Annotated in this window: 22 protein-coding genes and 1 pseudogene; 9 read left to right on the plus strand and 14 right to left on the minus strand. The window is 33.6% G+C overall.

Translation table 11 applies throughout. The features are described 5' to 3' along the window. Positions 1-12: 12 nt before the first annotated feature. The gene (locus tag LEM02_RS05580) at positions 13-156 is read right to left on the minus strand and encodes a hypothetical protein (RefSeq protein ID WP_226080279.1); all 144 of its coding nucleotides are present in this window, start codon (positions 154-156) and stop codon (positions 13-15) included. Between the two features lie 664 nt (positions 157-820). On the opposite strand from LEM02_RS05580, the gene LEM02_RS05585 reads away from it, so the two are divergent. The 3 genes from LEM02_RS05585 (at position 821) to LEM02_RS05595 (ending at position 4,162) form a co-directional block, all read left to right on the plus strand. Next, positions 821-1,255, plus strand: a complete 435-nt coding sequence (locus tag LEM02_RS05585; protein WP_226080444.1) for a hypothetical protein — start codon at positions 821-823, stop codon at positions 1,253-1,255. A gap of 154 nt (positions 1,256-1,409) precedes the next feature. Then, positions 1,410-1,943 carry an HK97 family phage prohead protease gene (locus LEM02_RS05590; protein ID WP_226080446.1) on the plus strand — a complete coding sequence of 178 codons (534 nt, stop codon included), beginning with the start codon at positions 1,410-1,412 and terminating at the stop codon, positions 1,941-1,943. A 101-nt stretch (positions 1,944-2,044) separates the two neighbouring features. Then, positions 2,045-4,162 (plus strand): coiled-coil domain-containing protein, encoded by a 2,118-nt coding sequence (locus LEM02_RS05595; protein WP_226080448.1) that lies wholly within the window; start codon positions 2,045-2,047, stop codon positions 4,160-4,162. Here the strand turns inward: LEM02_RS05595 and LEM02_RS05600 are convergent. Further along, on the minus strand, positions 4,155-5,390 hold the full coding sequence (locus LEM02_RS05600; RefSeq protein WP_226080451.1) for a CCA tRNA nucleotidyltransferase: 1,236 nt from the start codon (positions 5,388-5,390) through the stop codon (positions 4,155-4,157). The two genes, LEM02_RS05595 and LEM02_RS05600, sit on opposite strands and share 8 nt — an antisense overlap. Positions 5,391-5,900: 510 nt before the next feature. Here LEM02_RS05600 and LEM02_RS05605 point away from each other — a divergent pair. Continuing rightward, positions 5,901-6,758, plus strand: a complete 858-nt coding sequence (locus LEM02_RS05605; protein ID WP_226080452.1) for a WD_0033/WD_0034 family tandem repeat-containing protein — start codon at positions 5,901-5,903, stop codon at positions 6,756-6,758. A 117-nt stretch (positions 6,759-6,875) separates the two neighbouring features. On the opposite strand, the gene typA is transcribed toward LEM02_RS05605, so the two are convergent. Then, on the minus strand, positions 6,876-8,705 hold the full coding sequence (gene typA / locus LEM02_RS05610; protein WP_226080454.1) for a translational GTPase TypA: 1,830 nt from the start codon (positions 8,703-8,705) through the stop codon (positions 6,876-6,878). Positions 8,706-8,926: 221 nt separating this feature from the next. On the opposite strand from typA, the gene gltX reads away from it, so the two are divergent. Then, positions 8,927-10,252, plus strand: a complete 1,326-nt coding sequence (gene gltX / locus LEM02_RS05615) for a glutamate--tRNA ligase (protein ID WP_226080456.1) — start codon at positions 8,927-8,929, stop codon at positions 10,250-10,252. A gap of 197 nt (positions 10,253-10,449) precedes the next feature. Here the strand turns inward: gltX and holA are convergent, their stop codons facing one another. The 5 genes and pseudogenes from holA to LEM02_RS05640 form a co-directional block, all read right to left on the minus strand. Then, entirely contained in the window at positions 10,450-11,457 is a 1,008-nt protein-coding gene (holA, locus tag LEM02_RS05620; protein WP_226080458.1) for a DNA polymerase III subunit delta, read from the minus strand. 5 nt (positions 11,458-11,462) lie between these two features. Next, on the minus strand, positions 11,463-11,645 hold the full coding sequence (locus tag LEM02_RS05625) for a hypothetical protein (protein WP_226080460.1): 183 nt from the start codon (positions 11,643-11,645) through the stop codon (positions 11,463-11,465). A 114-nt stretch (positions 11,646-11,759) separates the two neighbouring features. Then, positions 11,760-12,569, minus strand: a complete 810-nt coding sequence (locus LEM02_RS05630; protein ID WP_015588476.1) for a metal ABC transporter permease — start codon at positions 12,567-12,569, stop codon at positions 11,760-11,762. Next, positions 12,563-12,909, minus strand: a pseudogene (locus LEM02_RS06855) (Mth938-like domain-containing protein). Before LEM02_RS06855 ends, LEM02_RS05630 begins: the two are co-directional and overlap by 7 nt. Before the next feature lie 3 nt (positions 12,910-12,912). Beyond that, a complete protein-coding gene (locus tag LEM02_RS05640; protein WP_226080463.1) occupies positions 12,913-13,779 on the minus strand; it encodes a 4-(cytidine 5'-diphospho)-2-C-methyl-D-erythritol kinase in 867 nt (288 codons plus the stop codon). A gap of 76 nt (positions 13,780-13,855) precedes the next feature. On the opposite strand from LEM02_RS05640, the gene LEM02_RS05645 reads away from it, so the two are divergent. Beyond that, positions 13,856-17,245 carry a UvrD-helicase domain-containing protein gene (locus tag LEM02_RS05645; protein WP_226080464.1) on the plus strand — a complete coding sequence of 1,130 codons (3,390 nt, stop codon included), beginning with the start codon at positions 13,856-13,858 and terminating at the stop codon, positions 17,243-17,245. Between the two features lie 59 nt (positions 17,246-17,304). Here LEM02_RS05645 and LEM02_RS05650 read toward each other — a convergent pair whose 3' ends face one another. From LEM02_RS05650 to dnaG, 5 genes are all read right to left on the minus strand, one after another. Continuing rightward, positions 17,305-17,706, minus strand: a complete 402-nt coding sequence (locus LEM02_RS05650) for a cytochrome c-type biogenesis protein (protein ID WP_010401557.1) — start codon at positions 17,704-17,706, stop codon at positions 17,305-17,307. Further along, positions 17,690-18,703, minus strand: a complete 1,014-nt coding sequence (locus LEM02_RS05655; RefSeq protein ID WP_226080470.1) for a hypothetical protein — start codon at positions 18,701-18,703, stop codon at positions 17,690-17,692. Before LEM02_RS05655 ends, LEM02_RS05650 begins: the two co-directional genes overlap by 17 nt. Beyond that, positions 18,696-19,058, minus strand: coding sequence for a ferredoxin family 2Fe-2S iron-sulfur cluster binding protein (locus tag LEM02_RS05660; RefSeq protein WP_226080472.1), 363 nt, complete (start codon positions 19,056-19,058; stop codon positions 18,696-18,698). The genes LEM02_RS05655 and LEM02_RS05660 overlap by 8 nt, the downstream gene beginning before the upstream one ends. A 364-nt stretch (positions 19,059-19,422) precedes the next feature. Beyond that, the gene (locus tag LEM02_RS05665; protein WP_226080474.1) at positions 19,423-20,712 is read right to left on the minus strand and encodes a Na+/H+ antiporter NhaC family protein; all 1,290 of its coding nucleotides are present in this window, start codon (positions 20,710-20,712) and stop codon (positions 19,423-19,425) included. 98 nt (positions 20,713-20,810) lie between these two features. Next, entirely contained in the window at positions 20,811-22,547 is a 1,737-nt protein-coding gene (gene dnaG / locus LEM02_RS05670) for a DNA primase (protein ID WP_226080476.1), read from the minus strand. Positions 22,548-22,692: 145 nt separating this feature from the next. Here dnaG and ubiG point away from each other — a divergent pair, with 145 nt between their 5' ends. From ubiG to tsaB, 3 genes are all read left to right on the plus strand, one after another. Beyond that, positions 22,693-23,859, plus strand: coding sequence for a bifunctional 2-polyprenyl-6-hydroxyphenol methylase/3-demethylubiquinol 3-O-methyltransferase UbiG (gene ubiG / locus LEM02_RS05675; protein WP_226080478.1), 1,167 nt, complete (start codon positions 22,693-22,695; stop codon positions 23,857-23,859). A 125-nt stretch (positions 23,860-23,984) separates the two neighbouring features. Further along, positions 23,985-25,115 carry a cation:dicarboxylate symporter family transporter gene (locus tag LEM02_RS05680; protein WP_226080480.1) on the plus strand — a complete coding sequence of 377 codons (1,131 nt, stop codon included), beginning with the start codon at positions 23,985-23,987 and terminating at the stop codon, positions 25,113-25,115. Further along, complete coding sequence (gene tsaB / locus LEM02_RS05685) at positions 25,115-25,720, plus strand: tRNA (adenosine(37)-N6)-threonylcarbamoyltransferase complex dimerization subunit type 1 TsaB (RefSeq protein ID WP_226080482.1); 606 nt, start codon at positions 25,115-25,117, stop codon at positions 25,718-25,720. Before LEM02_RS05680 ends, tsaB begins: the two co-directional genes overlap by 1 nt. On the opposite strand, the gene LEM02_RS05690 is transcribed toward tsaB, so the two are convergent. Continuing rightward, a complete protein-coding gene (locus LEM02_RS05690; RefSeq protein WP_226080484.1) occupies positions 25,690-26,274 on the minus strand; it encodes an AAA family ATPase in 585 nt (194 codons plus the stop codon). The two genes, tsaB and LEM02_RS05690, sit on opposite strands and share 31 nt — an antisense overlap. Positions 26,275-26,427 lie beyond the last annotated feature (153 nt).

Below are 26,427 nucleotides of genomic sequence, written 5' to 3' on the forward strand. Positions count from 1 at the left end.
CTTGCCTTATCGTTATCCTTCATGCTGTCTTCCACTAAAATGCACAATGTCGACCTCTATGATGTCGGAAATTTCGGGACTCAATACCTTCACTTTCGTTGCACCCTGTATTGTCCGTTCCATTAGCTTTACTACGTTCGTTACCTTACGCAGCATAATGGTTCGTTTTAGGCTGTTGGCTAGACTTTGCCTAAGTTGGATTTTCACCAACTGTTCTCTAAACGCTTCTCTTGGCGCACGCATTTTGCTCCCCTTATACTCATCCAAATCTCGATAGCTCAAAGAGAATCATGTATACAGATAACATCCGCTGAAAAGCTAAATCCTTTGAAATATGGCAACAATTTTTGATTGATACGAAACATCTTTGCTTTTTTTTAGACAATTATATCTTTCTTCTTTCTACTTCCCTACAAATGCGACAGAACCGTTTTCTATAGCTTCATCGATAAAATGAAAGACATTTCCTCTTTTTTCTAAAAATTGATTACACTCTTTATGATTACTGACTTTCATCTTCTATGGCATATACTCTACAAAATGTTCATTTCTTAATAGAGTAACCACTTTCTTTAGATTTTCTCTCCCATCTCTACTCGCTATGCAACAAAGCCCCCCGGGTGTTGTAAAACTGGGGTAACACCTTCCGCTACGCAAATCACCTACAAAACACAATCTTTTTATTTCCCCAAATAATTAGTTGTGAATTTAGGCAATCATATTAATATAGTAAATATCTACTTAATATACTAGTATTTACCTTGACTAAACAATTATAGTGCTGTATCATTAGCACTTAAGCTTTAATAGTGAGGTAGTGATGGACGCACAAGAATTAGAAAACTTACAGAAAAGTTCATCGACAAAATCCCAAGATGCTGGGAAAAAAACATCAGAAGAATTGGAAAGAAATTTAAACCTGAATGAAGCCAATAATGAAGGTCTAAGAGAAGTTGAGTTGAGAAGACAGAGAGTAGTTGAAACAAGTAAATTGGTTGGATTAATGATTGGAGCATTCTTAGGCACAATGATATATTCTAAAATCCATCAAGAATACGAGGGAGAAACATGGACAGAGCCATTAATGAATGGTTTTATAGCCGCTGTTTCTTTGGGATTTGGCTTCCTTCTAGGAAAAATAATTACTCCTACAAACGAAGTTGTTTCTACAAATCTAGAAAACGCTGCCGTTGAACAAACCAACGTGCAACAAACCCTACCCTTCTGTACACAAAACGACAAATTTTGTAACTAAAAAAGTACTTCCCCATTTTCAAAGCACTGCATACAATAGAATTATATTGTAGTGCCTTATACTCATCCTGAGATATAGGAAAACAATCTGTACGACATTTTAAGCTGGCTCAGAGCGCTGGCAAACCCAATACCATAATTTACAAGTAGGACTTATGAATAAGAAATTTCTCTATTCACCATTATCAATAAAAAGCATAGAAGAAAGCGGAGTATTTTCTGGCTATGCGAGCGTTTTTAATATAGTTGATAAGCAAAATGATCTGATATTACCAGGAGCATTTAAGAACAACTTAAATAAAAACCAGATAAAACTTCTTTGGCAGCACAACCCAAGTGAGCCTATAGGTAATATTACAGATATTTGCCAAAATGATATTGGCCTATATATAACTGCACATTTGCTTTTGGGTATTCAAAAAGCAGAGGAAGCATATTTAATGCTCAAAACTGGAACTATTAACGGGCTTTCGATTGGCTATATACCAATAGAGTATGATGTTGATCATGAAAGCGGAGCTCGAGTGTTAAAACAAGTGGAGCTATGGGAAGTTAGTTTGGTCACTTTCCCTGCAAATTTGGCAGCTCAGGTAATCAACGTGAAAAATCAGCACAATGAACAAGAAATGTTAGCAAGAGCAATAGAAAAAGCAAATTCTGTGCTTACGAACATGTGTATTTCTACTTAAAATCTATAAAAATTTTCACACAATTTAACATTTATATTATTATTTATTTAATAATTATATTAATATATATAACTTCAATACTTTGAAAATTAGATAATTTTATGCTAAATGCTAACAATAAGGTTAATTACGAATCTAGTATTAAACAAAAGGAAAAAAAATACAGCTTATCCACTGTGTTTGCTTGGCTATATCTAAAAACAATCGGACAAATGTTGCCAGGGAGATGGAATAAATGGGCAGAGAATATCCTACACCACAATCAAGTTATTGTGGTTAATGGAGTGCAGACTGATAATCTTTTCAACTCTGACAGAGAAAAGGAATTGAAGGATGAAAATGAGAAATTACAAGAAAAATTGAAAGAAATGAACGAACTTACAGAACAAGTGAAATCATTAGGAGAGGAAAAAGAAATATTTGCTAAATTTTTTGCAGCACAAGCACAGCAGATTGAAGACTTAGAATTAGAAAATGAAGAGTTAAAGTCTAAACTTGAAGAAATTAAAAAGAGTTATAAAGAATTAGAAGCAATTACACAAAAACGAGGAGAAGAATTTTTAGCACAGTTCAAGGAGAAGTCTAAGGAGATATTAGATTCGCAGAAAGAATTAATTGAGCGCAGTAAAGAATTTGCAAATAAAATAGAAATGCTCACAGTAGAGATAGAAAAAAAAGATGGGAAAATACGTAGTTTAACGCAATTAAATGAAGTATTAGAACAAGAAAAAAAGGAAATGGAGGATAAAAATAACGCACAACAGCAAATCATACTTGATCAAGAGGAAAAAATAGAAAAACAAAGCGCTTTAATTACTTCACTTACTGATAAAAATAAAGACATAAATGAAACTGTGAAGAAAGATAATGAAAGCCTAAGAGCGCAAAACACAGATTTAGAAAGTAAAGTTAGTCAGTTAAAAAACGAATCTGATACTAAAATAAAGGAATTAAAAAATCAACTTGAGGAGAAACAAGCAGAATTAGAACAAGCTAAGAAAAAAAATACTGAAGTAGAGGACCTTACAAGAGGATTGAAAGGTGCTCAGAAACAATTAGAGCAAGAAAAGACTAATCTAAAAGATGAATTAAAGGATTCAAGTAGTAAACTAAATGCTACTAAAGAGGAGAAAAAAGAATTAGAAAGTAAGATTACTAGTCTACAAGAACAAGTACAGACATTAGAAAAAGTTACAACAGAACTTGTAAAGAAAGATAAGCAGATTGAGCAGTTACAAGAGGAACGTAAGCAAGCAGAAGATCAAGCAAAAGCTGATATTACAAAACTACAGGAAAAAAAAGAAGCTCTACTCGATGAAATAGATAACTTAAAGAGAGATTTGTCAATTGTGAAAGAGCAGTCACAAAAACAACTACTGTTAAATAATCAAGAACAACAAAAGTCAAAAAATGAGCTAAAAGATGTTGATAAAAAATTAGAAGGGATTGATGAAAAAACTAAAGTGCTAGATACAATGAGTACAATACCTACTGTACAATCAACTACTGGCTCTAGTAAATCAACCTTTTTAAAATTTCAGAACTTGACCAATAAGCTTCTTGGAAATGAGGATCTCAAGAACCTTTTATCTAAGAAAAATGAGGAGTTAAAAAAAGGTTTTCCTGAATTTAAAGGAGAACACTTTTGCCATAAAGTTCTTGAGAAAACTATACAATCTCTACTATATCAAAATGATTATAAATTTAAAAGTGATCAGTTACTTGAGTTGTTGGAAAGTAATTTGATGAAATCTGCAAGGACGATCATAGAAACTAAGGTTAACAAAGTTGTTGAAGAACTTGCTAAAGATTTTGTTAAAAAACATGATCTCAAACAGGTAATTCTTGTTGAAAGGTGCGCAGAAAAGTTGTACTTAAATGAAGAAGATAGTAAAGCAATACTAAATTCTTTCACAGGTTTTTTGGCTAACAGAAATGATAGCAATAATGATTCAGTCAAAAAATTTGTTGTGCAGAAGTTAACGGAAGCTGAAATGAAATGTTTTTCAGATAAGATTCAGGGATTACAACTGGCATCAAGTATAAGAGATAAATTTTTATCCCCAGATCAGGGAATGTGTAATCAGACTCAAGGAGGAGTAAACGAGTATCAATTAACAGAAAAAGCCAAAAAAGAATACAAATTAACACCTAATCCTTCCATGAGTCACACTAATAGCACTCCGGTAAGTGTGAAGCAAGAAGCAACGTCTAGATAAAACTTTTAGCATAAAGTATCAGCTCCTCCTTTGTTAAAGTGTAGGAGCTGTCTTCCCAGTGTTGTCGTAGCAATTCCAAGTTTCTACCTAAATTTTTTCCTGGTTGATGACCTATAGTTATTAAATCATCACCAGATAAAGGAAATTTTGGAATGTTAAACATCTTAGCAAATGAAATATACTCATCAACATTTATTCCAGACTCAATACCACAAATCTTCATTAAGTCACAATATAATTCCTTACCAAATAAAGATATGTATTTCTTTTGCTCTTTTCCTGAAAGCTCTGTTTTGATATTGCTTGATAATAAAAATAATAGCTTTTTCTTTTGCTTATTTGAAAGACGTAAAAACTTGCTCACTTCTTCCCCAAGACTCGCTCTATCTTCAGCAGTCCTAATAAGCAACGCTAATTTTGTTAGTGCATCGATTGGATCCAAACTGGGATCTAGGAAAGGCGTATGGACATACGCTGAGGGTTCTATAGGAGGTTTAGTGTTGATAAGAAGTGGTGAAGATAAAATTTCGCATTTTACTTCTTTTGGAATAATTTTTTGTAAAACATCAGATTTTTGCATGCTCTCAAGTGTTGGAGCAGGATCATTGCATTCCAACAACTTAAATATTTCTTCTCTTATTCTCTCTCCAGAGAGGTTTTGAATCATGTGTGAATGCTTTTTGCACACATCCAATATTCCATCACTTAAATCTCCTATGCATATTTTAGCGTGAAAACGAAACGCTCTTAAAATACGTAGATAGTCTTCCTTAATCCTATCTTCAGCGTTACCTATAAAGTTTAACTTTCGTGCTTTTAAGTCCTGAATGCCACCAAAGTAGTCGTATATATGGCCATGCTTGTCTGCATAAAGAGCATTAAATGTAAAATCGCGCCTTGAAGCATCAGCTTGCCAATCATTAGTAAACTCTACCTTCGCATGTCTACCGTCACACTTTATATCATGCCTTAGCGTTGTAATCTCAAAGGACCTCTTGTGTAAAATTGCAGTGATAGTTCCATGTTTCAGACCAGTTGGAATACTCTTTATATTGCAAAGCTTGAGCGCTTTAATTGTTTGATTAGGCAGCAGATTAGTAGCAAGATCAATGTCGTGAATTTCACGCTGCAAAATTGAATCTCTAACACATCCACCAACAAGCCTTGCCTCACCACCTAATTTCTCTATTGCCTCAATAATTATACTAACTTCGTGACCAATTTTCATATATATCATATTACACAAAATGCAAAATTTTCGCAAAAAGCCTCATATAAAAATATATAGGCAGGAGAGTGGTAAAATAAGAAGGTAAAGTGATAGAGTAAATAGTAAGTCTACAACAAATCCAGTGCCTAGAAACTTATAAGTATAAAAGTAATGTTAAAATACAATGTTTTCGATGATTATAAAAAATCTGGATGCCAGTGTCAGCTACTTGCATGACACCTTTGTAGCCTTCTCTTGTCATCCCAGTACCTGCTGCTGCCATTCAAGTAACTGACACTGGTTCCCTTTATGATGGTGTTATCCGAGTAGCTCATCCAGATTTTTATCAGGAACGTTGATTACTCCTTATTCTTCGCCCTTCCTGCACGCTTACGTTCATTCGGATCAAGTGTACTTTCATTGTCTATATACGCTCTCTAAAAAACCCTTTAATATTATTCTAGCGTATATTGACACATTAATTTTAATAATTAAACTACATTGACTTTAAAGCGAGGTTACAAAAATATGCTAAATCATCAAAATTTAACACGAAAACAAAAAGATTTGTATTTTCAGTTAAAAAGGGCCATATGGAATAGAAAGAGCATTAATAATATTTTAGAAGCAGCCTCAGAGAATGATTTACTAAAAGTTCTTACAGTTGGATATACTACACGATTTCCAAGAGGTGGGGGACGCACTCTAACACTGCTGAACCTTGCTATATATAAAGATAATAATGAATCTGTTGATCTTATTTTAACACACTCTAACAACAAAGGTATACTGCAAGAAATTCTTAAGACTTCAAGTACTATGAACTATACAATAAGAGGTTATACTTACACTTTGACACCACTTGCGTTTGCTATACATAGAAGTAATAACGAATGTATCAATTCTATTTTAATGCAGGCTCAATATAGTGGTATACTGCACAATATCCTTGCTTCTAAAGATATTGTGCAGTTTCCAGGTCTGACGTATATCATCACACCACTTAACTTTGCTATACATAGAAGTAATAACGAATGTATCAATTCTATTTTAATGCAGGCTCAATATAGTGGTATACTGCACAATATCCTTGCTTCTAAAGATATTGTGCAGTTTCCAGGCCTGACGTATGTCATCAAACCACTTGCCTTTGCTATATATAAAGGTAATAACGAATGTATCAATTCTATTTTGATACAAGCTCGAAATAGTGGTATACTACAAGAAGTCTTTATTGCAGTAAGTACTGTACTGTCTCCATATGTTGAATATACTTTAAATGCTTTTGAGCTATCTGTAGTTATTCATCAGAACGGTACTAATGTTAGAACTGCATTAGATAATGTATCTATTTCTCATAGACTACAAGAAAATAGAAGAACTTAATCAGTGTCCGTTCAACAGAGTGCAAAAAAGCCCAGTATCAATAATGTCGTGACAGTACTTCTTCTCCTATCATGCAAGTAGTTACACTGGGATTCAGATTTTTATCAGGAACGTTGATCACTCTTTATTCTTCGCCCTTCCTGCACGTTTACGTTCATTTGGATCGAGGAATCTCTTGCGCAGACGTATAGACTTTGGAGTTACTTCTACCAATTCATCATCATCTATATACGCTATCATGTCCTCCAATGTCATTATCTTTGGTGGAGTGAGTTTTATCGCTTCATCACTACCTGAAGCTCTTACGTTGGTTAATTGTTTACCTTTCAGCACGTTTATCTCTAAATCATTGTCACGGCTATGCTGACCGACAATCATGCCACAATATACTTTATCCTGCGGCTTAACAAACATAATTCCCCTATCTTGCAGATTGAAAATTGCATACGCTACTGCTTCGCCTTTGTCTGTTGAAATTAAAACCCCATTACGCCTTCCGGAAATTGAACCTTTATGTGGAACATAACTGTGAAATAAACGGTTGATTATACCAGTGCCGCGAGAATCAGTTAAAAATTCTCCTTGATAGCCAATTAATCCCCTTGATGGCACTAAAAATGTCAACCTAGTTCTGCCACTACCAGAAGGTCTCATGTCAGTTACTTCACCTTTTCGAAAGCTAAGTTTTTCCATGACGATTCCACTATACTCATCATCTACATCAATTACTACTTCCTCTATAGGTTCAAGTTTTTTGCCATCTTCTTCTTTAAACAGCACTCGAGGCCGTGAAACTGAAAGTTCAAAACCTTCTCTTCTCATATTTTCAATCAGTACCCCAAGCTGCAACTCACCACGTCCACCCACTTCAAATGCTTCACCACTTGGAGCCAAAGTTACAGTAATTGCAACATTTGTTTCTGCTTCTGCATATAAACGATCTTTTATAACCGTTGAGGTAAGTTTTGTTCCCTCTTGCCCAGCAAAAGGTGAATCATTAACGCTTATAGTAATCGCCATTGTTGGCGGGTCAACTGGAGTTGAGCTGATCGCAGTTGTAACTTCTGATGCTGCTATAGTGTCTGAAACTGAAGCTTTCTCAAGTCCTGCAATGGCAATGATATCACCAGCTACAGCTTGCTCTACTGGAACGCGTTTTAAGCCAGAAAATGAGAGTAACTTAGTTAATCTCCCTCGCTCAACCACTTGACCATCAAGATCAATTACCTTAAGATCTGAGTTAACTTGTGCGATTCCTTGGTAAATCTTTCCTGTCAATATTCTGCCAAGAAATTTATCAGATTCAAGTAAAGTAACTAGCATAGCAAAAGGTGCATTTTGATCATAAACGGAAGGTTTTATGTAATCTATCACCGTTGAAAATAATGGGCTTAAATCTTTTCTCTCATCAGATAGCTCCTTAGCACACCAACCATTTCTACCTGAAGCATAGAGTACTGGAAAATCTAGTTGCTCGTTGGTTGCATCAAGGTTAAAAAATAACTCATATATTTCATTTAGTACTTCATCAATTCTGCTGTCTGGTCGATCAACCTTATTGATTATCACAATCGGTTTTAAATTTGCCTTTAGTGCTTTTGACAACACAAACTTAGTCTGTGGCATTGGACCTTCTGCAGCATCAACCAGTAGTAATACACCATCTGCCATGCAGAGCACCCTTTCCACTTCTCCACCAAAATCCGCATGTCCTGGTGTATCAATGATATTGATTTTCTCATCACCCCACATTATTGACGTACATTTTGCAAGTATTGTAATTCCACGTTCACGTTCTTGATCACCACTATCCATCACTCGTTCTTGAACTTCTTGATTCTCACGAAACGTGCCACTTTGTTTTAACATGTTATCAAGTAAAGTAGTTTTTCCGTGGTCAACGTGTGCAATTATTGCAATATTGCGGATCGATTTAAATTCACTCATTTCTTATCATTTCAAATTTAATTTAATAACAAGTATACGTATAATATATTTAGAGTAAATAACTAAAGCCGTGCTTTCAGAGTATTTTAGGCAGATCATGGAACTCTAACAAAAAGGTTTCATGTTCGCTGTACTTTGTAGCAACTAACACCAAGACAAAGAAGAATCTTGCTTTAGCAGTACATTTATATAAAATTAAATAAACTAAAGTAATCATTTAAATGCTAACAAGATTCGCTCCAAGCCCAACTGGCTATCTACATGTAGGAAATATACGCACTGCACTCATTTGTTGGATGTACACACGTAATCAAAATGGAAAATTTTTACTACGTTTTGATGATACTGATCTTGAGCGTTCAGATATCAAATATGTAGATAATATCATAGAAGACCTAAAATGGATTGGCATAAATTGGAATTCAAGTTTTAAGCAATCAGAGCGTTTTGAGCGCTATAACGAGGTGTTCTTACAGTTAATGAAAGAAGGTCATATTTATGCATGTTATGAAACAAGAGAAGAATTAGACACTAAACGAAAATTGCAGTTAAAACAAGGACTTCCCCCTATTTATGATAGAGGTGCGTTGCTTCTAACTGAGCAAGAGAAAATTCGTTATGAGCAAGAAGGACGAAAACCACATTTTAGATTTAAATTGAATAGAAATGAAATTGTAAAATGGAATGATGAAGTTAAAGGCGAAATAAATATTGCAACAAGTCACATCAGCGATCCTATAGTCAAAAGAGAAGATGGAATTTATACGTACATGCTACCTTCTGTCATTGATGATGTTGACTTTAATGTAACCCATGTTGTACGCGGAGAAGATCATGTAACTAATACCGCAGTTCAGACTCAAATGATTCAAGCATTAAAAGAGAAAATTCCTATATTTGCTCACCTTTCCCTACTACATTTTGATGATAGCAAGATATCGAAACGGAAAGGTGGGCTGGATATCAAGTCCATAAGAGAAGATGAGATTGAACCAATGGCACTAACTAGCTATTTAGCAAAACTTGGTACATCTGATCCGATAGAAGCTCATGTTGATATGCAGTCTTTAATTAACTCATTTGATATTAAAAAATTTAGCTCAGCATCTGCACAGTTCAGCTTGAGTGAAATGTATAAGCTAAATAGCAAAGTGCTGCAACAAATGCCATTTGAAATGGTGCAAGATCGTTTAAGTCAAATTGGTTCGGAGTTTTGGTATTTTATAAGAAACAATATAGAAAAGTCTTCTGAGGTGGCTAAATGGTGGCAAGTATGTAAATACAATATAGAGCCTGTGGTTCTTAATAAAGAGTTTATAAAAATAGCGCTAAGTGCATTACCTCAAGGTGATTGTAATGAAAACACATTATCAGAGTGGGTTAAAAATATTCGACAGACAGTTGATATAAAGGCAAAAGATCTATTTATGCAGTTGCGCCTCGCTTTAACAGGAACAGAAACAGGTCCAGAACTCGCTAAATTATTAATTTTTATCGGTAAAGAGAGCATTGTTGCAAGGTTAGAAGAAAGTCAAAGAATTATATAAAAGGTTTAAATGCACTGGATGTATTTGGATGACACCAATAGGTATCTGTTCAGGGAATGTGCAAATATTAGATTTCTTGTCATTCAAGTACTGGAATCCATTATACTCCTCAAAATTACTGGATGCCAGACTGGCATGACATCTTCGTAGCCTTTTCTTGTCATTCCAGCGCGTGACCCAGAAAAAAAGAACCAGTGTCAGCTACTTGAATGACACCAATAGTTAATCTCATGCTGAAAGATCATTTTATGATTTAGATCAGTTTTTTTGCAGGCCACTTCCAAGCTTATCAATTTTTCCAAGATCTCTTTAAGTTCTGAAAGTTGCAAGCTTTTCAAATGAGATTTAAAACTCTGCAATTGTTTAAAGAACAATGGAGGACTCAGCTGGTCAATTGCAGCTTGTTCATTCATTCCACCTTGTATTAATAGCAAAACGCTTTCCAGTCGTAAAAAATAATTTGATATAATACGGATTAATGCTATCGGTGAAAAATTCTCTCGTAATATCAATGTATCGGAAATTTTAATGAATTGTGCCATGTCTTTATTCACTATTGCAGAGCACAAATTATCAAGTGTAACATAATCATTGCCGGAGGTTGAAAAGCATAGATCTATATCAGCAGGTTTGAGGTCTTTTCTCTCTCCTAGGTACAAAACTAATTTCTCAAGCTCTCGATGTATGGGCAGTTTGCTACGATTAAAGTAAGACTGCAAGTGGTAGATTATCTCACTTGTGTACTCTATATCATTTTGCTTCAAGTAACTTGATATAATATCACAAAGATTACTACCGCTGTCCTTATAGCAGGTAATTACACCGAAAATTTTTGAACTTTCCATATAACTTTTAGTTACAGAATTACATGGAAGATCATTTGCTATCATCACTATATAATGACCGCCTATATTATGATCCAATATGTATTTTAACTCTTTAGATATACTTCCACTGACATTTATCAGCTTAACTAACCTTTTGTTAGTAAACATCGAAATGTTTGCCAACTCGGAAAATAACAAACCAGGCGACTTATTCACTACTGCAAAGTCCATCACCTGAACTGAATACTCATTCAAGTTGGCAATTATTTCTTGTACGAAAATATCGACTTTACTATTGTCACTTCCATGAATTAATACACCACTTAAAGTATCAGGTTTCTCGAGGAATTTTTTAACTTTAGATGGTGTGATTCTCATGCCATCTACATTATATCATTCTCATTTGATTGTACATCACTTGATTGCACGCCAATGTCCAAAAATTCTGAGCTTTCTTGATTTGTTGTATTTTGCGTATCATCTAACACTTCTTTCTTTCCTGTAACATAATTATAAAAATTTTTTATAGGCTGTCCTATATATCTAGAAAAAAATCCTTCGGCCATATCTTTCACTCCACAAATTAACAATTAGCACATAAAAACAATGTAGTAAAAACTACTTTACGCTCAGATAGTTACACTCATTTGTTAATGAATTATGAACTTCCGAGACCAAAATTAAGTCGATCTACTTAACACCAATCTTATAAAATAAGCAATGATTAAATACACAGCTGCGATAAGTATAATTGCAGGTCCAGTTAATAAGTCAAAACTTGCAGATAATATCAAACCTGATACTCCAGAAATCACAGAAAAAACTGTTGCAACAATAATCATTTGCATTGGAGTTTTTGAAATGAGTCTTGCTGATGCAGCAGGTATTAACAAAAATGCAGCAATGAGTAATATTCCTATTAATTGAGCAGAAATTGCAATAAAGATAGCGAGTATAATCAAAAATTCTAGCCTAACAAAATTAACATTTACTTTCTCAACTGTTGCCAAATCTTGATTAATCGAAATCATCAGCCAATAGCGCCATCTAAATATTAATATCAAAGTAACTATTACGGAGGTTAGAAAAATTGATATTATATTACTTTGGTCAATCATTAATATGTCACCAAAAAGTGAGCTAATAATACTATTATTACCTGATGGAAGAAAAGACATAAGTATTAAACTCGATGATAAAACTACATTGGTAACTATGTTCAATATCGTATCAGCAGAGTATAATTTATTAAAATTAAGAGAAAGTAGTATAGCAAACATAATTGCAATGAGCATTATACTTACCGATGGGCTGATATTAAAGATCAAAGCAAGTGCAATACCAAGCAATGAAGAATGGGACAAACTATCACCCAAATACGATAACCTTTGCCATATCATAAATGACCCTAGAGCTCCTGTGACTAGGCTAATCATAATTACCGCAATTAGACTGTTTATAAAAAAACTCTGTGTAAATATCTCTAACATGCTATCAGATAACTGACAACAAATCTATCTTCAGATATTAAAACGTTATGGGTTCTGCATGCAGAACCCGTCGTCATAAATTCAAAATTTAAATTCTTTTGCTCCATAAGATAAGACTTCATTGAACAATCGCGATCTTACCAGTACCTATTATCAAAATCTCTATTTCCTCTGTTAAAAAAGATTTAAAATACTCCTTGTTATTTATATCACTTTCTTTCAATTTAATCACCTTTTCAGGAAAAATTATAATTGAGCCATGATATTCTTGATTATTTACCCAAAATCTTTCTTCCCTGTAACCATCTATAAGATTTTTCTTCTTGGAAATTAAGGGCATAAATCAAACCATTAATTCCGTGTCGCACACCCACCATTCTGGATATTCCTTTTTGATGTTTGCCGCTGCAGCTTTTGCACTTTCTTCACTATCAAACATTCCAAAACACCCTACACCACTACCTGACATACGAGAAAGTATAGAGCCTTCTTGTGACTCTAGTGTTGATATTACATTCTGAATTTCAGGTACAAGACTTATTGCTGCTTCTTGCAGGTCATTTTTTGTCTCTTTAAGAAGCTCTAACAAATTCTCCTCAGTGTTATCACTCCACTTAATTGGCTGAGAGAAATCCTCTTTATACTTGGAAAATACTTCTGATGTATTCAAAAACTTTTTTTTTGGTTTCACAAGTACCAGACTTGTGGGTAAAGAGCATTGTTTAATGGGGCATAATTCCTCACCAACACCTCTAACAAAAACCGGCTTACTATCTACACTTGCAGGTACATCAGCACCAACGCTTAAAGCTATATCACTTAAAATTTGCCTATCAATATCCCACAGCTCTCCTAGCGTACGTATCACAGCTCCAGCATCTGAGGAACCACTACCAAATCCCGCAACAATTGGTACATTTTTTACAACCTTCACAGTGACTTTAGTGCGTACAGGAGCATGCCTAAGCAGTAGACTCAATGCTTTCGTTATAGTATTATATCGATAATTTATTTTAAACTCAGAATTTACAAATTCAACTGTAGAGTTATCATATCTAAAATTTTTTTCTCCTACTTTTATTTCTAAAAAATTAGAAAGCCTAGCAAAGACAACCAAACTTTCAATAAAATGATACCCTCTTTCTTCTCTATTTATAATATGCAAAAAAAGATTGATCTTTGCAGGAGCCTTTACACAAAAACTTTCCATTTGTATATCTTCACTAACACTACCTTATTTACTATACTTTAGAAATGCCACTTCAGTCAAACTTTATACACTCTTAATGAGATTAAATGCCATCAATCCTAACTTCTCTGTATGGGTAAGTGCATCCGCTGGTACAGGTAAAACAAAAATCTTAATAGACAGAGTATTAAGACTTTTATTAGAAAATAAGAGAAATATTCTCTGCTTAACATTTACCAATGCTGCAGCAAATGAAATGGAAGATCGCATTTACAGTACACTTAGTAAGTGGGCAATATGTCCAGATAGTGAATTAATAATGGATCTAGAACAACTAGACCTCTTGCATTTAAGTGAGGAATCGGTGTCATTCCAGCGCGTGACGCTGGAATCCAGAAAAAAGGAAGAATGGATCCCAGTGTCAAGCACTGGGATGACAAAGGAGAGTGCTGGGATAACGGAGGGATCCAGAAAAAATGAAGCTCTTGATCGTTATTTAACAAGAGCAAGAAGGCTTTTTTCTGAACTGGAAAATCTTGGTCTTACTATTCAAACTATACACGCCTTTTGTTATAAGTTAATCTCTAGCTTTCCTACAGAAGCTGGTATCGCTCCAAATTGTACGTTGAGCGAATGTAAAGAATTGCATTCCATCGTATTTGAAAAAACGCTTCATAATGAAACTGTGCAGGACGATATAAATATCATTGCAGCTGAAATTGATGAAAACAAGCTGAGTGATTTACTCTATACCTTATGTATAAAGAGATCAGCTCTAGAAAATAATTTAGGGTATATCAAAGATAAACTAAGTGCCCCAGATAAGATTCACGATTTACAGAGTGAAACGATTGAGCAGATAAAAAGATTAGCTAAAATATTAAGTGAGGGCAGCAAAAGAGATCAGAGTTACAGTGCGATACTTTATGATTGGTGTAATAGCACAAAATCGTCCGTACCAAATGTTGTCATCCCAGTGCTTGACACTGGGATCCAGAAAAAAAGAAATATGGATCCCAGTGTCAAGCACTGGGATGACAACAAGATAGAGAACTTAGCTAAAGTATTTCTCAAATCAGAATCGTACGAAAAAAAGAGCATATCATCCATTATAACAAAGGGTGCTTTGGAAAAATTTGAAGACGTAGAGCAAATGATAGAAAGCATTCAAAATGCATTGTTTACCCATGTGAAGGACATAAATTCTTATCAAATATTCGCAAGAACCAGTAGTTTACTTAGTATATTTAAAGTATATGTTGATCTATATAATAATGAAAAATCAAAGAATGCACTGCTTGATTATGATGATATCATCAATTTAGCAACAAATCTCCTTAGCAATCCAGGCGATAAAGATTGGATATTGTTTAATCTAGACCAAAAAATAGACCACATTCTTGTTGACGAGGCACAAGACAATAGTATTAGTCAATGGAAAATTATAACAAATCTCTGCAATGAATTTTTTACCGGCGGTGATGAAAAGAGAACTTTATTTGTTGTTGGTGATGTAAAACAATCAATTTACAGATTTCAAGGAGCAAATCCCCATCTATTTAATTACATGCAGCAGTATTTTCACACAAAAACCGGTGGTAGAGATTGGATATCATGCCAACTTGAAAAGTCATTTCGCTCAATTCCAGAAGTTTTGATGCTTGTAGACAGGATATTTAACAACTTTCGTGAAGAAATATCTTTCAATGATAACGAGATAAAACATATTCCGCATAGAGAAAATGATCAAGGGTACATTGAAATTTGGCCGTTATTGCCAAGTTATAAAGAGGAAGAGCATCAAGCCTTACAATTAACACAGAGGAAAGATTATGTAGTAACAGATCGATTGCTTGCTCAGGCAATAGCTTGCAGAATTCACAATTGGTTAAACGAAGGGTGTATTTTAGTCGCCAAAGATCGTCATATAGAACCAAGGGATATTATGATTTTGGTACGGCAGCGAAATGCGCTAGTTGATTACATAATAAGTGAGTTAAAAAAAGTAAATGTACCAGTTATAGGCCGAGATTATTTTAGAATCATGGATTACATAGCTGTGCAAGACTTAATAGCTTTGGCCGAATTTTTACTCCTTCAGGCAAATGATTTGGCTCTTGCAAATGTTTTAAAATCACCGCTATTTAACTTTACTGAGGATGATTTATTCAATATTGCATATGATCGTAAAGAACAGTCGTTGTGGGAAAAACTTCAAGATTATCAGGAGATTATCTCTAATGAATTAAACTATCTGATTAACTTATCTCAGACAGAATCCCCTCTTACACTATTCACGCATATATTGCGTAAAGGCAAGAAGAAATTTGCTGCAAGGCTAGGTCTTGAGTGCTTCGAGGTTCTAGACGAATTTATGAACCTCGTATTGCAATTTGAGCACCCATCTCTTCAAGCATTTGTTCAGTGGATCAAAGAAAATAATCCTGAGATTAAAAATGATATGCAATCAGAACGCAATGCTGTACGAATAATGACAATTCATAAGTCAAAAGGTCTACAAGCTCCAATAGTGTTTTTAGTTGACACAAATACAGTACCAAGAAATAGCGAAAGTATTGTGTTTGATGCAACGGAAGCGCCATTTTGGTGTGGCAAAAATAATAATGCTTATTGTAATCAAGTAAAAAGAGAGAAAAAATTAGAGGATTATAACGAATATTTGCGTTTGCTATACGTGGCACTCACGCGTGCTGAAGATGAGTTATACATTTTAGGCAAAGAGCCAGTGCAAAAGGGCTCTTGGTATGATCTAGTTATTCAATATGGAGAATTATATGAGAAGAAACAAATATACTTACAGCCAATATTTAAAGAAAAAGTTGAAGTACTATGCATGAATGCAAACTACTCTTCTATTTATAAAAAACGTGATTATTTTGACGTTCCAGTCATTTCACCTCCATCAAACCTATCAATGTCATTGCAGCACGTGACGCTGGAACCTGGAGAAAAAAAGCCAGTGTCAAGCACTGGGATGACAGATGAGAATGCTGGAATGACAAAAAGGAGCATTGGGACGACAGACAGCTATGCAAGAGGCTTAATAATTCACAGTATATTGCAATATATGCCCAAGATAGAGAAAGACAGGAGAAAAAATTGGGTTAGGAAATATCTTGATAGCATAAACACTAGTGAAGATAAGGATGAAATTTACAGCAAAATATTAACCTTTAATGAAAAATATGATTACCTGTTCGACTTGGAGGGCAAATCAGAAATTCCACTTAGTGGAACAATTGACGGAAAACCAGTATTAGTGCGGCTAGACAGACTGTGCATAACAGAAGACAAAGCAATCATAATTGACTATAAATCACACCATAACGTTTCTATTTCCTCATCAAATGAAATAAAAAAGCAAATGTTAATCTATAAAACCTTAGTGCAAGAAGTCTACCCAGATAAGCAGGTAGAGTGCGTGGTTATTTGGATGGAAGATTTAACCTTACAATCTTTGATCTAAACTCAAATGTTCGTATAGTAGCTACTTGCATTTGTTGTAAACTCACTTTTACTCTATAGTTATCTTTTTACTACTTTATCTATTTTCTGAACTGATTTTCGTATTAGAAAACATCCAATAAGAAGAATTATAAAAGGAATAAACCATAAAATGTAGGTACTAGATTTTACAGGTGGTACAATGATAATTGAATCTCCATAAGAATTTTTTAACTCTGAAACTATTTGCTCGTTAGTATATCCATCACTGATCTTCTTGCGAATTGTCTTACGCATACCATATGCAACTTGAGACTCAGATTCGGATAATAATTCACCAGAGCATACTGGACACTTTATTACTGCAAATAAGCTACTTGCTCGCTCTTCCATGCTTTCGTCTCTTAGTTTATCATCCAAAGTAAAAGCATTTATGCTTAAATGGAATATCAATGTAAAAAGTAAGCTAATTACTATTCTCATTCTTGGTGAATTGAGTGATAAAATCAGTAGTGGATAATTTTCCAATAAAGCCTGAACCTACATTATTGTCGTACTTTATTGAAAATTGAATGTCGTTATCAGTGATTTTTTCTGATAAGGAAGATATTGATTTTTCCAATTTATCTGCAGTCTTTGAATCATTAGTCACAAACGAAATTAATTCTTTATAATTTGATATGGCTACATTGATTTTATCTTCAAATGAAGATGTAACCAAATTGTAATTACTTACTCCACCATTCGCAGCAATAGAAAAGTTATTACTCTCAATCAAAAATTTTTCTATGTTGAAATTAATCTTAGAAGCTGAAATATGGTTTACAAATTCATAATCTAATTTAGCGTCAACACTAAGGTAATTTTCAGGACTTGCAGTATGTTTATAACGGTAAGTATAAAAATCAAATTCTAGTTTAGTATTTTCATTCAGTTCTTTATCAAAGTGAAATTGAATGTAATTACTTTTATCATTCACTTCAGTTATAACACTTTGCTGATTTTCTAAAACATCACATTTTAATCCATAATCTTCGTAACGAAATGTATCTATATAGTCTATTACAGTGCTATTTCTGTTGAATTTTAATGAAGATAGTAAATCATTTAGTTTAACAACAAAGTGGCTACTCACGTGTGTGTGACACTTTATATTCTTTTTCTCATCACTACGGACAGCAATGTTTACTTTATTGCTTGGTATATAGATATATACTGACTTATCAAATAATCTGTTTTTTATCACTAAAGCTTCAGATGAAACCGTTAATTGCTCATTAGAAAATTTTGGATTCGTTACACGAAAAACTAGGTTAAAAGGAAATCCCTTAAAATCATGTGAAATATCAACTTTTTCGTCATTAATGTAATCAGTTAAAAGACTTTTTACCTTAAATGCAGAAAAATACCAAAAACCACTATACGCTAGAGGAATAAACAAAGATAAAGAGAAGACAATATAGATAAAAATCTTACGCATCGTTTCCTTGTTTATCTAATGATATGTTTCTTGTACCTCTGGGCACGGTTACGCACAAACCGTCAATATCTTTTGTGATTTTTATTTGGCATCCAAGCCTCGATGTCTCTGTTAAATCGAAAGCTAGATCCAGCATGTCATTTTCCTCATCAGATATAGGATTATGTGTTTCTACAACATCATAAAATTTTGGATCAACAATCACATGGCATGTAGAGCAAGCAAGAGAACCTTCACATGCACCTTCAAGCAGATCTGGATCACTTCTATGGGCTAAATTAAGAAGAGTTTCTCCCTCTGCAGCTTCATAACTTTTCTTACTTCCATCAGGTAAAATAAAAGTAATGGATGGCATATTATTTTCCTATTAAAATCTCTACTAATTTCTCTATATTCTACAAATAATAACTATTATTTGCAAACTCTTTGAAATTCCATCGCCTATCTCTTGTAATCTGTATTCCTATTAGGACCTATATTTACTATCATATCTTATATAGTATTTCCTATTGCATTTATAATAAATAACAAGTTCGTAAAGATCATTTGGTAGAGCAAAAAAACTCAAAACCCTTTATGAATTTATATGTTACCAGTATTCCTGAATTATTAATACCAAATCCCTATAATGATACTCTAAAACCATATGTCTGTTAGTACTATGCAAGAAAGCCATCCATGGTTAGCATAATTTCCACAAAGCTACAGAAAGAGTTGTGTTATATTTGTGGTAATTGAGGAGCTACAACCGCATGACGTCTGCCATTAATAACTATTTCACTTATTGCAACTGCTGCAAAAACAAAACAATAATATACTTTTGTTAGTACAGCAATAGGTGAAAGAGAGGCAATGCTGCTTGCTAGCAATATTTGAGAACCATAAGGTAAGATACTTTTTGTGATCGCAGTAAATATTTCTAATAAATACGCACTACGGTGTGGTGCAATGTTATATCTTTGTGCAAGTCTTTTCGCAATATTACTAGTTAATAAAATAGCAACAATATTGCTGGAAACCAAAATAGTAAACATAGATGATATTCCTGCAATCATAAGTTCAGCTTGACTTCTTGTGAGATTCACCTCATCGGTGAATTTATCTATCTTTTTCTGACTGTATTCGTACATTAAGTGGCTTAATCCACTACTGAAAAGAATAAATATCATTACCTCATTCATCTTATTAAAACCCCTACATATATCATGAGAATAATCAATAATAGAATAATCAAAAAAAGCTATTCCTAATATTCCAGCAACAACCATATTAACAGCTAATGTTACCAGTGTGTTTATTTCAAATAAACCTATAATTATTAAAGATATATAAGGGATAATTTTGACTATGGATAAATAATTCAGACTTGAGAGAGAAACAACTTCTGTGCTATTTGAAATCATTACTAGATAAGTAAGTATTATAAGACCTGTAACAGATCCTGTCTTTAGGGTTAGTTTTAGTTTATCCTTTACTGAAGCTCCTTGTGAAGAAGTAGCAGCAATAGTAGTGTCAGATATCATTGAAAGGTTGCTGCCAAACATAGACCCACCTATCACAGCTCCAACGCCCACCGCACAATCAAAAGCTCCATTTTGTGCTAGATTCACAGCTATTGGTGTTATAATTGATGTGCCTATTGCACTTGCAATAAACGCAGAAATTAAAAACATTCCAGGAAGTAATAATTGTGCTGGAAGAAAGCAAATAGTTAAGCTAGCAATAACATTTATACTACCAAGCGATTGAGTAACAGTAGAAAATGCCCCTGCAAGAAGAAAAATCAAACACACGGTAAGAGTAGTTTTATTCCCCATACCTTTTATAAGAGTATCAACGCTATGCTGAATTTTGTTTTTATTGAATATAAAAGCAAAAAATAATGCTGGTAACAAGCAAACTAACGGTGAAATTTGATGAAGAGGATTGTCAAACCCGATAAAAGAAAAATAAATACCACTACCAAGATATAAAGTTAAAAAAATAATGAGAGGGAGAAATGCAAACACTTGTCGTAATTAAATAAATTGAAAATATACTAGAATAAGCTATTTTAAGCAACTACTAATACAGTGTTTTTTTAATAATTTTGAACATCTTAAGCCATCTACTTTTGAATAAATTCCATTTGCATTTCTTGTATACTATCCTCTATTTGCTTTATTTGTTCTATTAGCCTTTCCTCTAAATCTAAATTGCCGCTCAACCTTGCTTTGATTTTTTCATCTTGTAATACATTTAATTCTTTTAGTAACACTATGTTATTCCATACAATTTCTGCAGATTTTCTCTCATTTAATTGGCTGCTCAGTACATTAGTTTTTTCAAATATAAACTTTATAACACTAGACTCCTGTAGCAGAATTTCTTTATTAAAGTTGCTCTCGCTAGTTACCATATTAATCATGTACTGTTGTAATTTTTTCATCTCCATATGAGTAAATTCAAAATGGGAGAATTGTTCAAAAAATATAGGATGGTTTAAAAGTTCAGGAAACTCTATTACTATACGCAGAATTATGGCTTGATTTTGCTCTGCTTCAATTAGCTCTGGAGATTTATTGTAAAGATACTCACCTTTTGTTGCTTTGCTGTTAAAAATCAGCTTTTTAAAGCTTCTTCTTAATTCACTAACCTTATTATAAAAATAATCTCTATAATACCTTCTAATGCTGATGTTACTGATAGCATTTACATATTCCATAAATTTGTGCTCAAGAATTGAATATTTTTCCGGAGCAAATTTTTCATAATTTTGCAAATTGCTACCAATTATGTGATGCCATAAATATTCAGAGTGCAGTTCTGTTGAGCGGTTAAAAGCGGATAGTACATCTTCCGTCTTATATTCTAGTTCATTGCATATATCGTATGGGTCCTTGTTGCTTGGCAAAGTCACGAACTTCAATGTGTATCCAGGCTCCAGTATCGGCAGAACAAGTTCTGCAATTCGAATAGCAGCATGACATCCAGCACTATCGCCATCCATACAGATAGAAATTTCTTTAGCAAGTTTCCAAAGATTTTTTATCTGCTCTGCAGAAATTGCGGTACCAAGCGGAGCAACTGTATTGCTAATTCCCGCTTGATGTAGTGCTATTACATCCATATATCCTTCAACAACAAATAGATGCTGTTTTTTGCGTATTTCACTCAAAGCAAAGTTTAATCCATATAAATTTTCTCTTTTCTTAAAGAGCTGACTCTCTGGGCTATTTAAATATTTTGGTTGTTGATCAGAACTCAACGCACGTCCACCAAAGCCAATAACTTTTCCTGCAATGTTCTGTATAGGGAACATGAGTCGATCATAGAAATAATCACGAGAATTTCTATTTATCAACCCAACATTAGCCAAAATTTTGTCTTCAATACCTGAAGAGTTCAAATATTCTCTCAAACCAGAGCTTGGTGCATAACCTATTCTAAATTTATCTATGATTTTGAGTGAAATCTTGCGTTGCTTTAAATAATCTACAACTCCCTGATTTTTTTGTGTAAACCAATTTGCAGCTAAATTCAGTGCTGAAAACAGTTTGTCATTTTCTTTAGCAAAGCTGAGGTTTTTGGGTAACTCAACACCTGCAACAGATGCCAATTTTTCCAACGCTTCCTTAAAACTTAAGCCCTCAGTTTGTGAAATAAATTCAAACGCATCACCATGAGCTGAGCAACCGAAACAGTAATATAAGCCCTTAACATTGCTGACCGAAAAAGATGGAGTTTTTTCGTTATGAAATGGGCAGAGTCCAACAAAACTATCTCCTCTTTTTATTAACCTAACTTTTTTTCCTACTATGTCGGACAACAATAATTTTGACTTTATAATATCTATATGATCCATTTTACCGAATTAGTAGTGGTAGGATAAAAATTATATAGAATTTATGCATATCTGACTCGAAATTTATTCAGAAAGATCAGGAGAGCTTGACAAAAAGCTTAAAATAAATTACTCATATAAATATCCTTAAGTTGCAATTTCTTATATGTCAGATGTAATATCGATTGCCTCGGACCATGCCGGTTATGAATTGAAATCGGAGATAAAACCTTACCTGGAAACCCTGGGTTATGCAGTGATAGATCGTGGCTGCACTGCTAAGCAAAAAAGTGTAGATTACCCAGACTATGCTGTCAAAATTGTGGAAGATATAACAAACAAAAAAGCAAATCATGGGATATTAATTTGCGGTACAGGTTTGGGCATGAGTACCGTAGCAAATCGTTTTGAAGGAATCTACGCTGCTTTATGTAATAGTGTTGAGATCGCAAAATTAGCTCGCGAGCATGGTAACGCAAATATACTGTGTCTCGGTGCAGGGTTTACTGCGAGTGGATTAGCAAAAGACATAGTCAAACAATTCCTCGAAACAGAATTTTCAAAAGAAAGTAGACATAAAGAACGCCTTGATAAACTTAGCAATATTAGCAAGAAAAAAAACACAAAAACTTACAACGAAGATGAAATATCAAAATTCGCTAAAATAGCAGGTGAATGGTGGAATGAAAATGGTAAATTCAAGCCGTTACACATGATGAATCCTGTAAGAGTATCATACATTGTTGAGAAAATAAAAGAGTTAAAAAAATGTGATTTAAAAGAACTATCATTACTTGATGTTGGGTGTGGTGGAGGCATTTTGTCAGAGTCAATGGCGCGTGTTGGTATTAGCGTTGAGGGAATAGATGTATGTGAGGAAAACATAAAAGTAGCACAGTCACACGCGAAGAAAGTAGGATTAAATATAGAATACACACACACTAGCATTGAAGAGCTAAGCAATGACAAGAAGTACGACGTGGTTTTGTTGATGGAAGTGGTTGAACATGTCGATAATTTAGAGTTTTTCATGAAAAAAGCAATAGAGCTGTTGAAACCAGAAGGGCTAATTTTTATATCGACAATAAATAGAACTATTAAATCCTTCTGTCTTGCAATAGTCGGCGCAGAGTACATATTAAACTGGCTGCCTAAGGGTACTCATAATTGGAATAAATTTCTTAAGCCATCAGAAGTTGCAAATTACCTAAGAGAAAACAATGTAACACTACAAGATATGGCTGGTATGGAGTACAATGTAATAAAGCGTGAATGGAACTTGACCAAAGGTGTGGATGTTAACTATATACTTTGTGGAAACGTTATAATTTAAAATAATTTTGATTTCATTCAAGCACTAAGGATGGAAGAAAGTGATGCAAATATTTTAGGCAGTTTTACTTTACTTATCAGCTAATTTACCATATGTATGTCTATAGGGTATCACTATATTAGAATATGTTACAACTACTAACCTTACTTGCTGTTATCACTTCAGTTATATTTTTTGGTCATCTAGTTCCAATGGAAGTGAAAGCCTTCTTGTATTCAATAAGCCTTAGTATAAAAGAGATCTTACTATTTATAATGCCTTTTATTGTTTTTGCATTAATCTTTAGCAGTGTCAACAATCTTAAGCAGTCGGCTATAAAGTTTATATTATTACTTATTATAACAATTTTTTTATCGAACCTTGCTTCAAGTTTGATAGCTTATTCTGCTTGGCATTTTATCATACAAAACACTTATTCAATACAAGATATAATGTATGAAGAAACAATTGTTCCTTTATGGTCGTTTAGGTTGCCTGCGTTGCTTTCTAATTTTTATGCCCTTGCCTGTGGATTTATGTCTAGCATAGTAGTGTCCACAGTTTTACCCAAGAAAAGCAGAGAGCTTTCAAGCAAAATGTTAGATTTAACTCTCTTTATTTTGAAGACGTTTTTGACGCCAATTATTCCAATGTTTGTACTTGGACTTACTTTAAAAATGCAACATGATCAGGTTTTATCTATAATATTTAAGGATTACTCAATAATTTTCATTATTATAGCATCTGTAACCTACCTTTATGTTTTTCTCTTATATGGAGCAGCAAATTCATTCAAGGTCACAAGCTGGATAGCTAGTATAGGTAATATGATACCAGCATTTATTACTGCAATGAGCACGATGTCTAGTAATATAGCTATGCCGCTTACTCTTGAAGGAAGCAAAAAAAATATAAAGCAACCTGACATAGCATCGTCTGTTGTGCCAATAACTGCTAGCTTTCATTTAGTAGGTGATTGCTTTTTTATTATAATATTATCAATGATAATTACTTCCGGTTATTCATTGTTCACAACAGATTATGTAACTTTTCTTCTCTATTTTTTGTTATTTAAATTTGCTATTGTTGCAGTTCCAGCGGGAGGAATTATGGTAATGCTACCTATTCTTGAGAAATATCTTAAATTCTCTCCAGAGATGCTTTCATTAATCACAACATTGTATATAGTGTTTGATCCAATAATAACTTCAGCAAATGTTATGGGTAACGGTGCATTTACTATGATGTTTACAAAGCTCTATGATAAGCTTAAGTAATGTCCATTCTAGCAATTAATACTGTAGGTGCTGGTAGTTCAATAGCAATAATTGATCACGATGGTAATTGTCTTGTGGAACATAATTCCCCTAGCAATAGTCACGCAGAAACATTTTTTCAAATTTTGAACACTCTGTTCAATAAGCACGATTATAACTACGACAAAATAGACTGCTTATCGGTGGTAGTTGGGCCGGGAAGTTTTACTGGAATTAGAGTTGGTATATCGGCTGCACAAGGTATAAATCTTGCTACAAACAAGCCGTTATATGGGGTTAGTGCGCTGGAGGTTCAAGCATATGCAATATCGCTACTTTGTGCAAATAGCAAAAAAAATATTAAAGCTATAATCGAAGATGATCAAAAGTTTTATACGCAGCTATTTGATTTCAATTTGTTACCGCTATCAAATCCAGCTCTAGTAAGTGAACTCCAGCCTGAAATGGACTGCATTACATATATGGATTGCAGTTTACCAAAGTTGGATGCTAGCCATGCAGGGCTATTAGTCCGTTATAGACTAAAAAATAAACAAAAATTAAATGGAGTTGAGGCTCTATATTTAAATGAGCCTCAGTATATGAAATTGTTGCCTATTGCGTAAACACTATTCATTTGGCCAAGTTTGTACATCTGACTTACTATTTCTTCTGCTACTTCTTTTATACTCATATTTGAATTTTCTACCTCTATAGCATTTTGTGGTACAAATAAATCTTCCTCCCTAAATTTAATACTATTTATATTAGTAACTTTCCTATTTTTTCTTTGCTTTTTTGATATAGTACGCTCTTGTAATATCAATGGATTGCACCTAAGTACTATAGGGAGGATTTTTGTGCTCATTTTTTTACTAAGTTCTACTACTGAGTTATATATTCTTATGTTGTAATCATTATTTTTCATTAATTCATCAACAAATATATAATTTTTTGAGTCAGTAGGATAGGCTTCTATTGCCTGAAACATAACATGTGTAGTGTTATATATTCTATCTCGAGCTTCTTTGGAAGTTTGATTATATTCAAGTCCACTTACAATTACTGCATTTATCATACTAGATAATACTATTGCTGTAGAAAGTTTACCACTTCCTGGAAGACCAGTGATATATATGAAAAATTTTGTTAGCTGTTTTTTTATGTCAATATTTACCATATCATTTTTAATATTAAAACCTACACTTATAATAACATAAAAACAAGGCTTTAAAACATATGAAATATTACATAAAAAGTCGTTTTTATAGTTAAAATATTATGTAATCTAGAAATATAAACTCTAATCACCTAAGGCAAGCAAAAGTGCTTA

The organism is Wolbachia endosymbiont of Tribolium confusum, from assembly GCF_020405475.1.
Classification (GTDB): Bacteria; Pseudomonadota; Alphaproteobacteria; order Rickettsiales; family Anaplasmataceae; genus Wolbachia.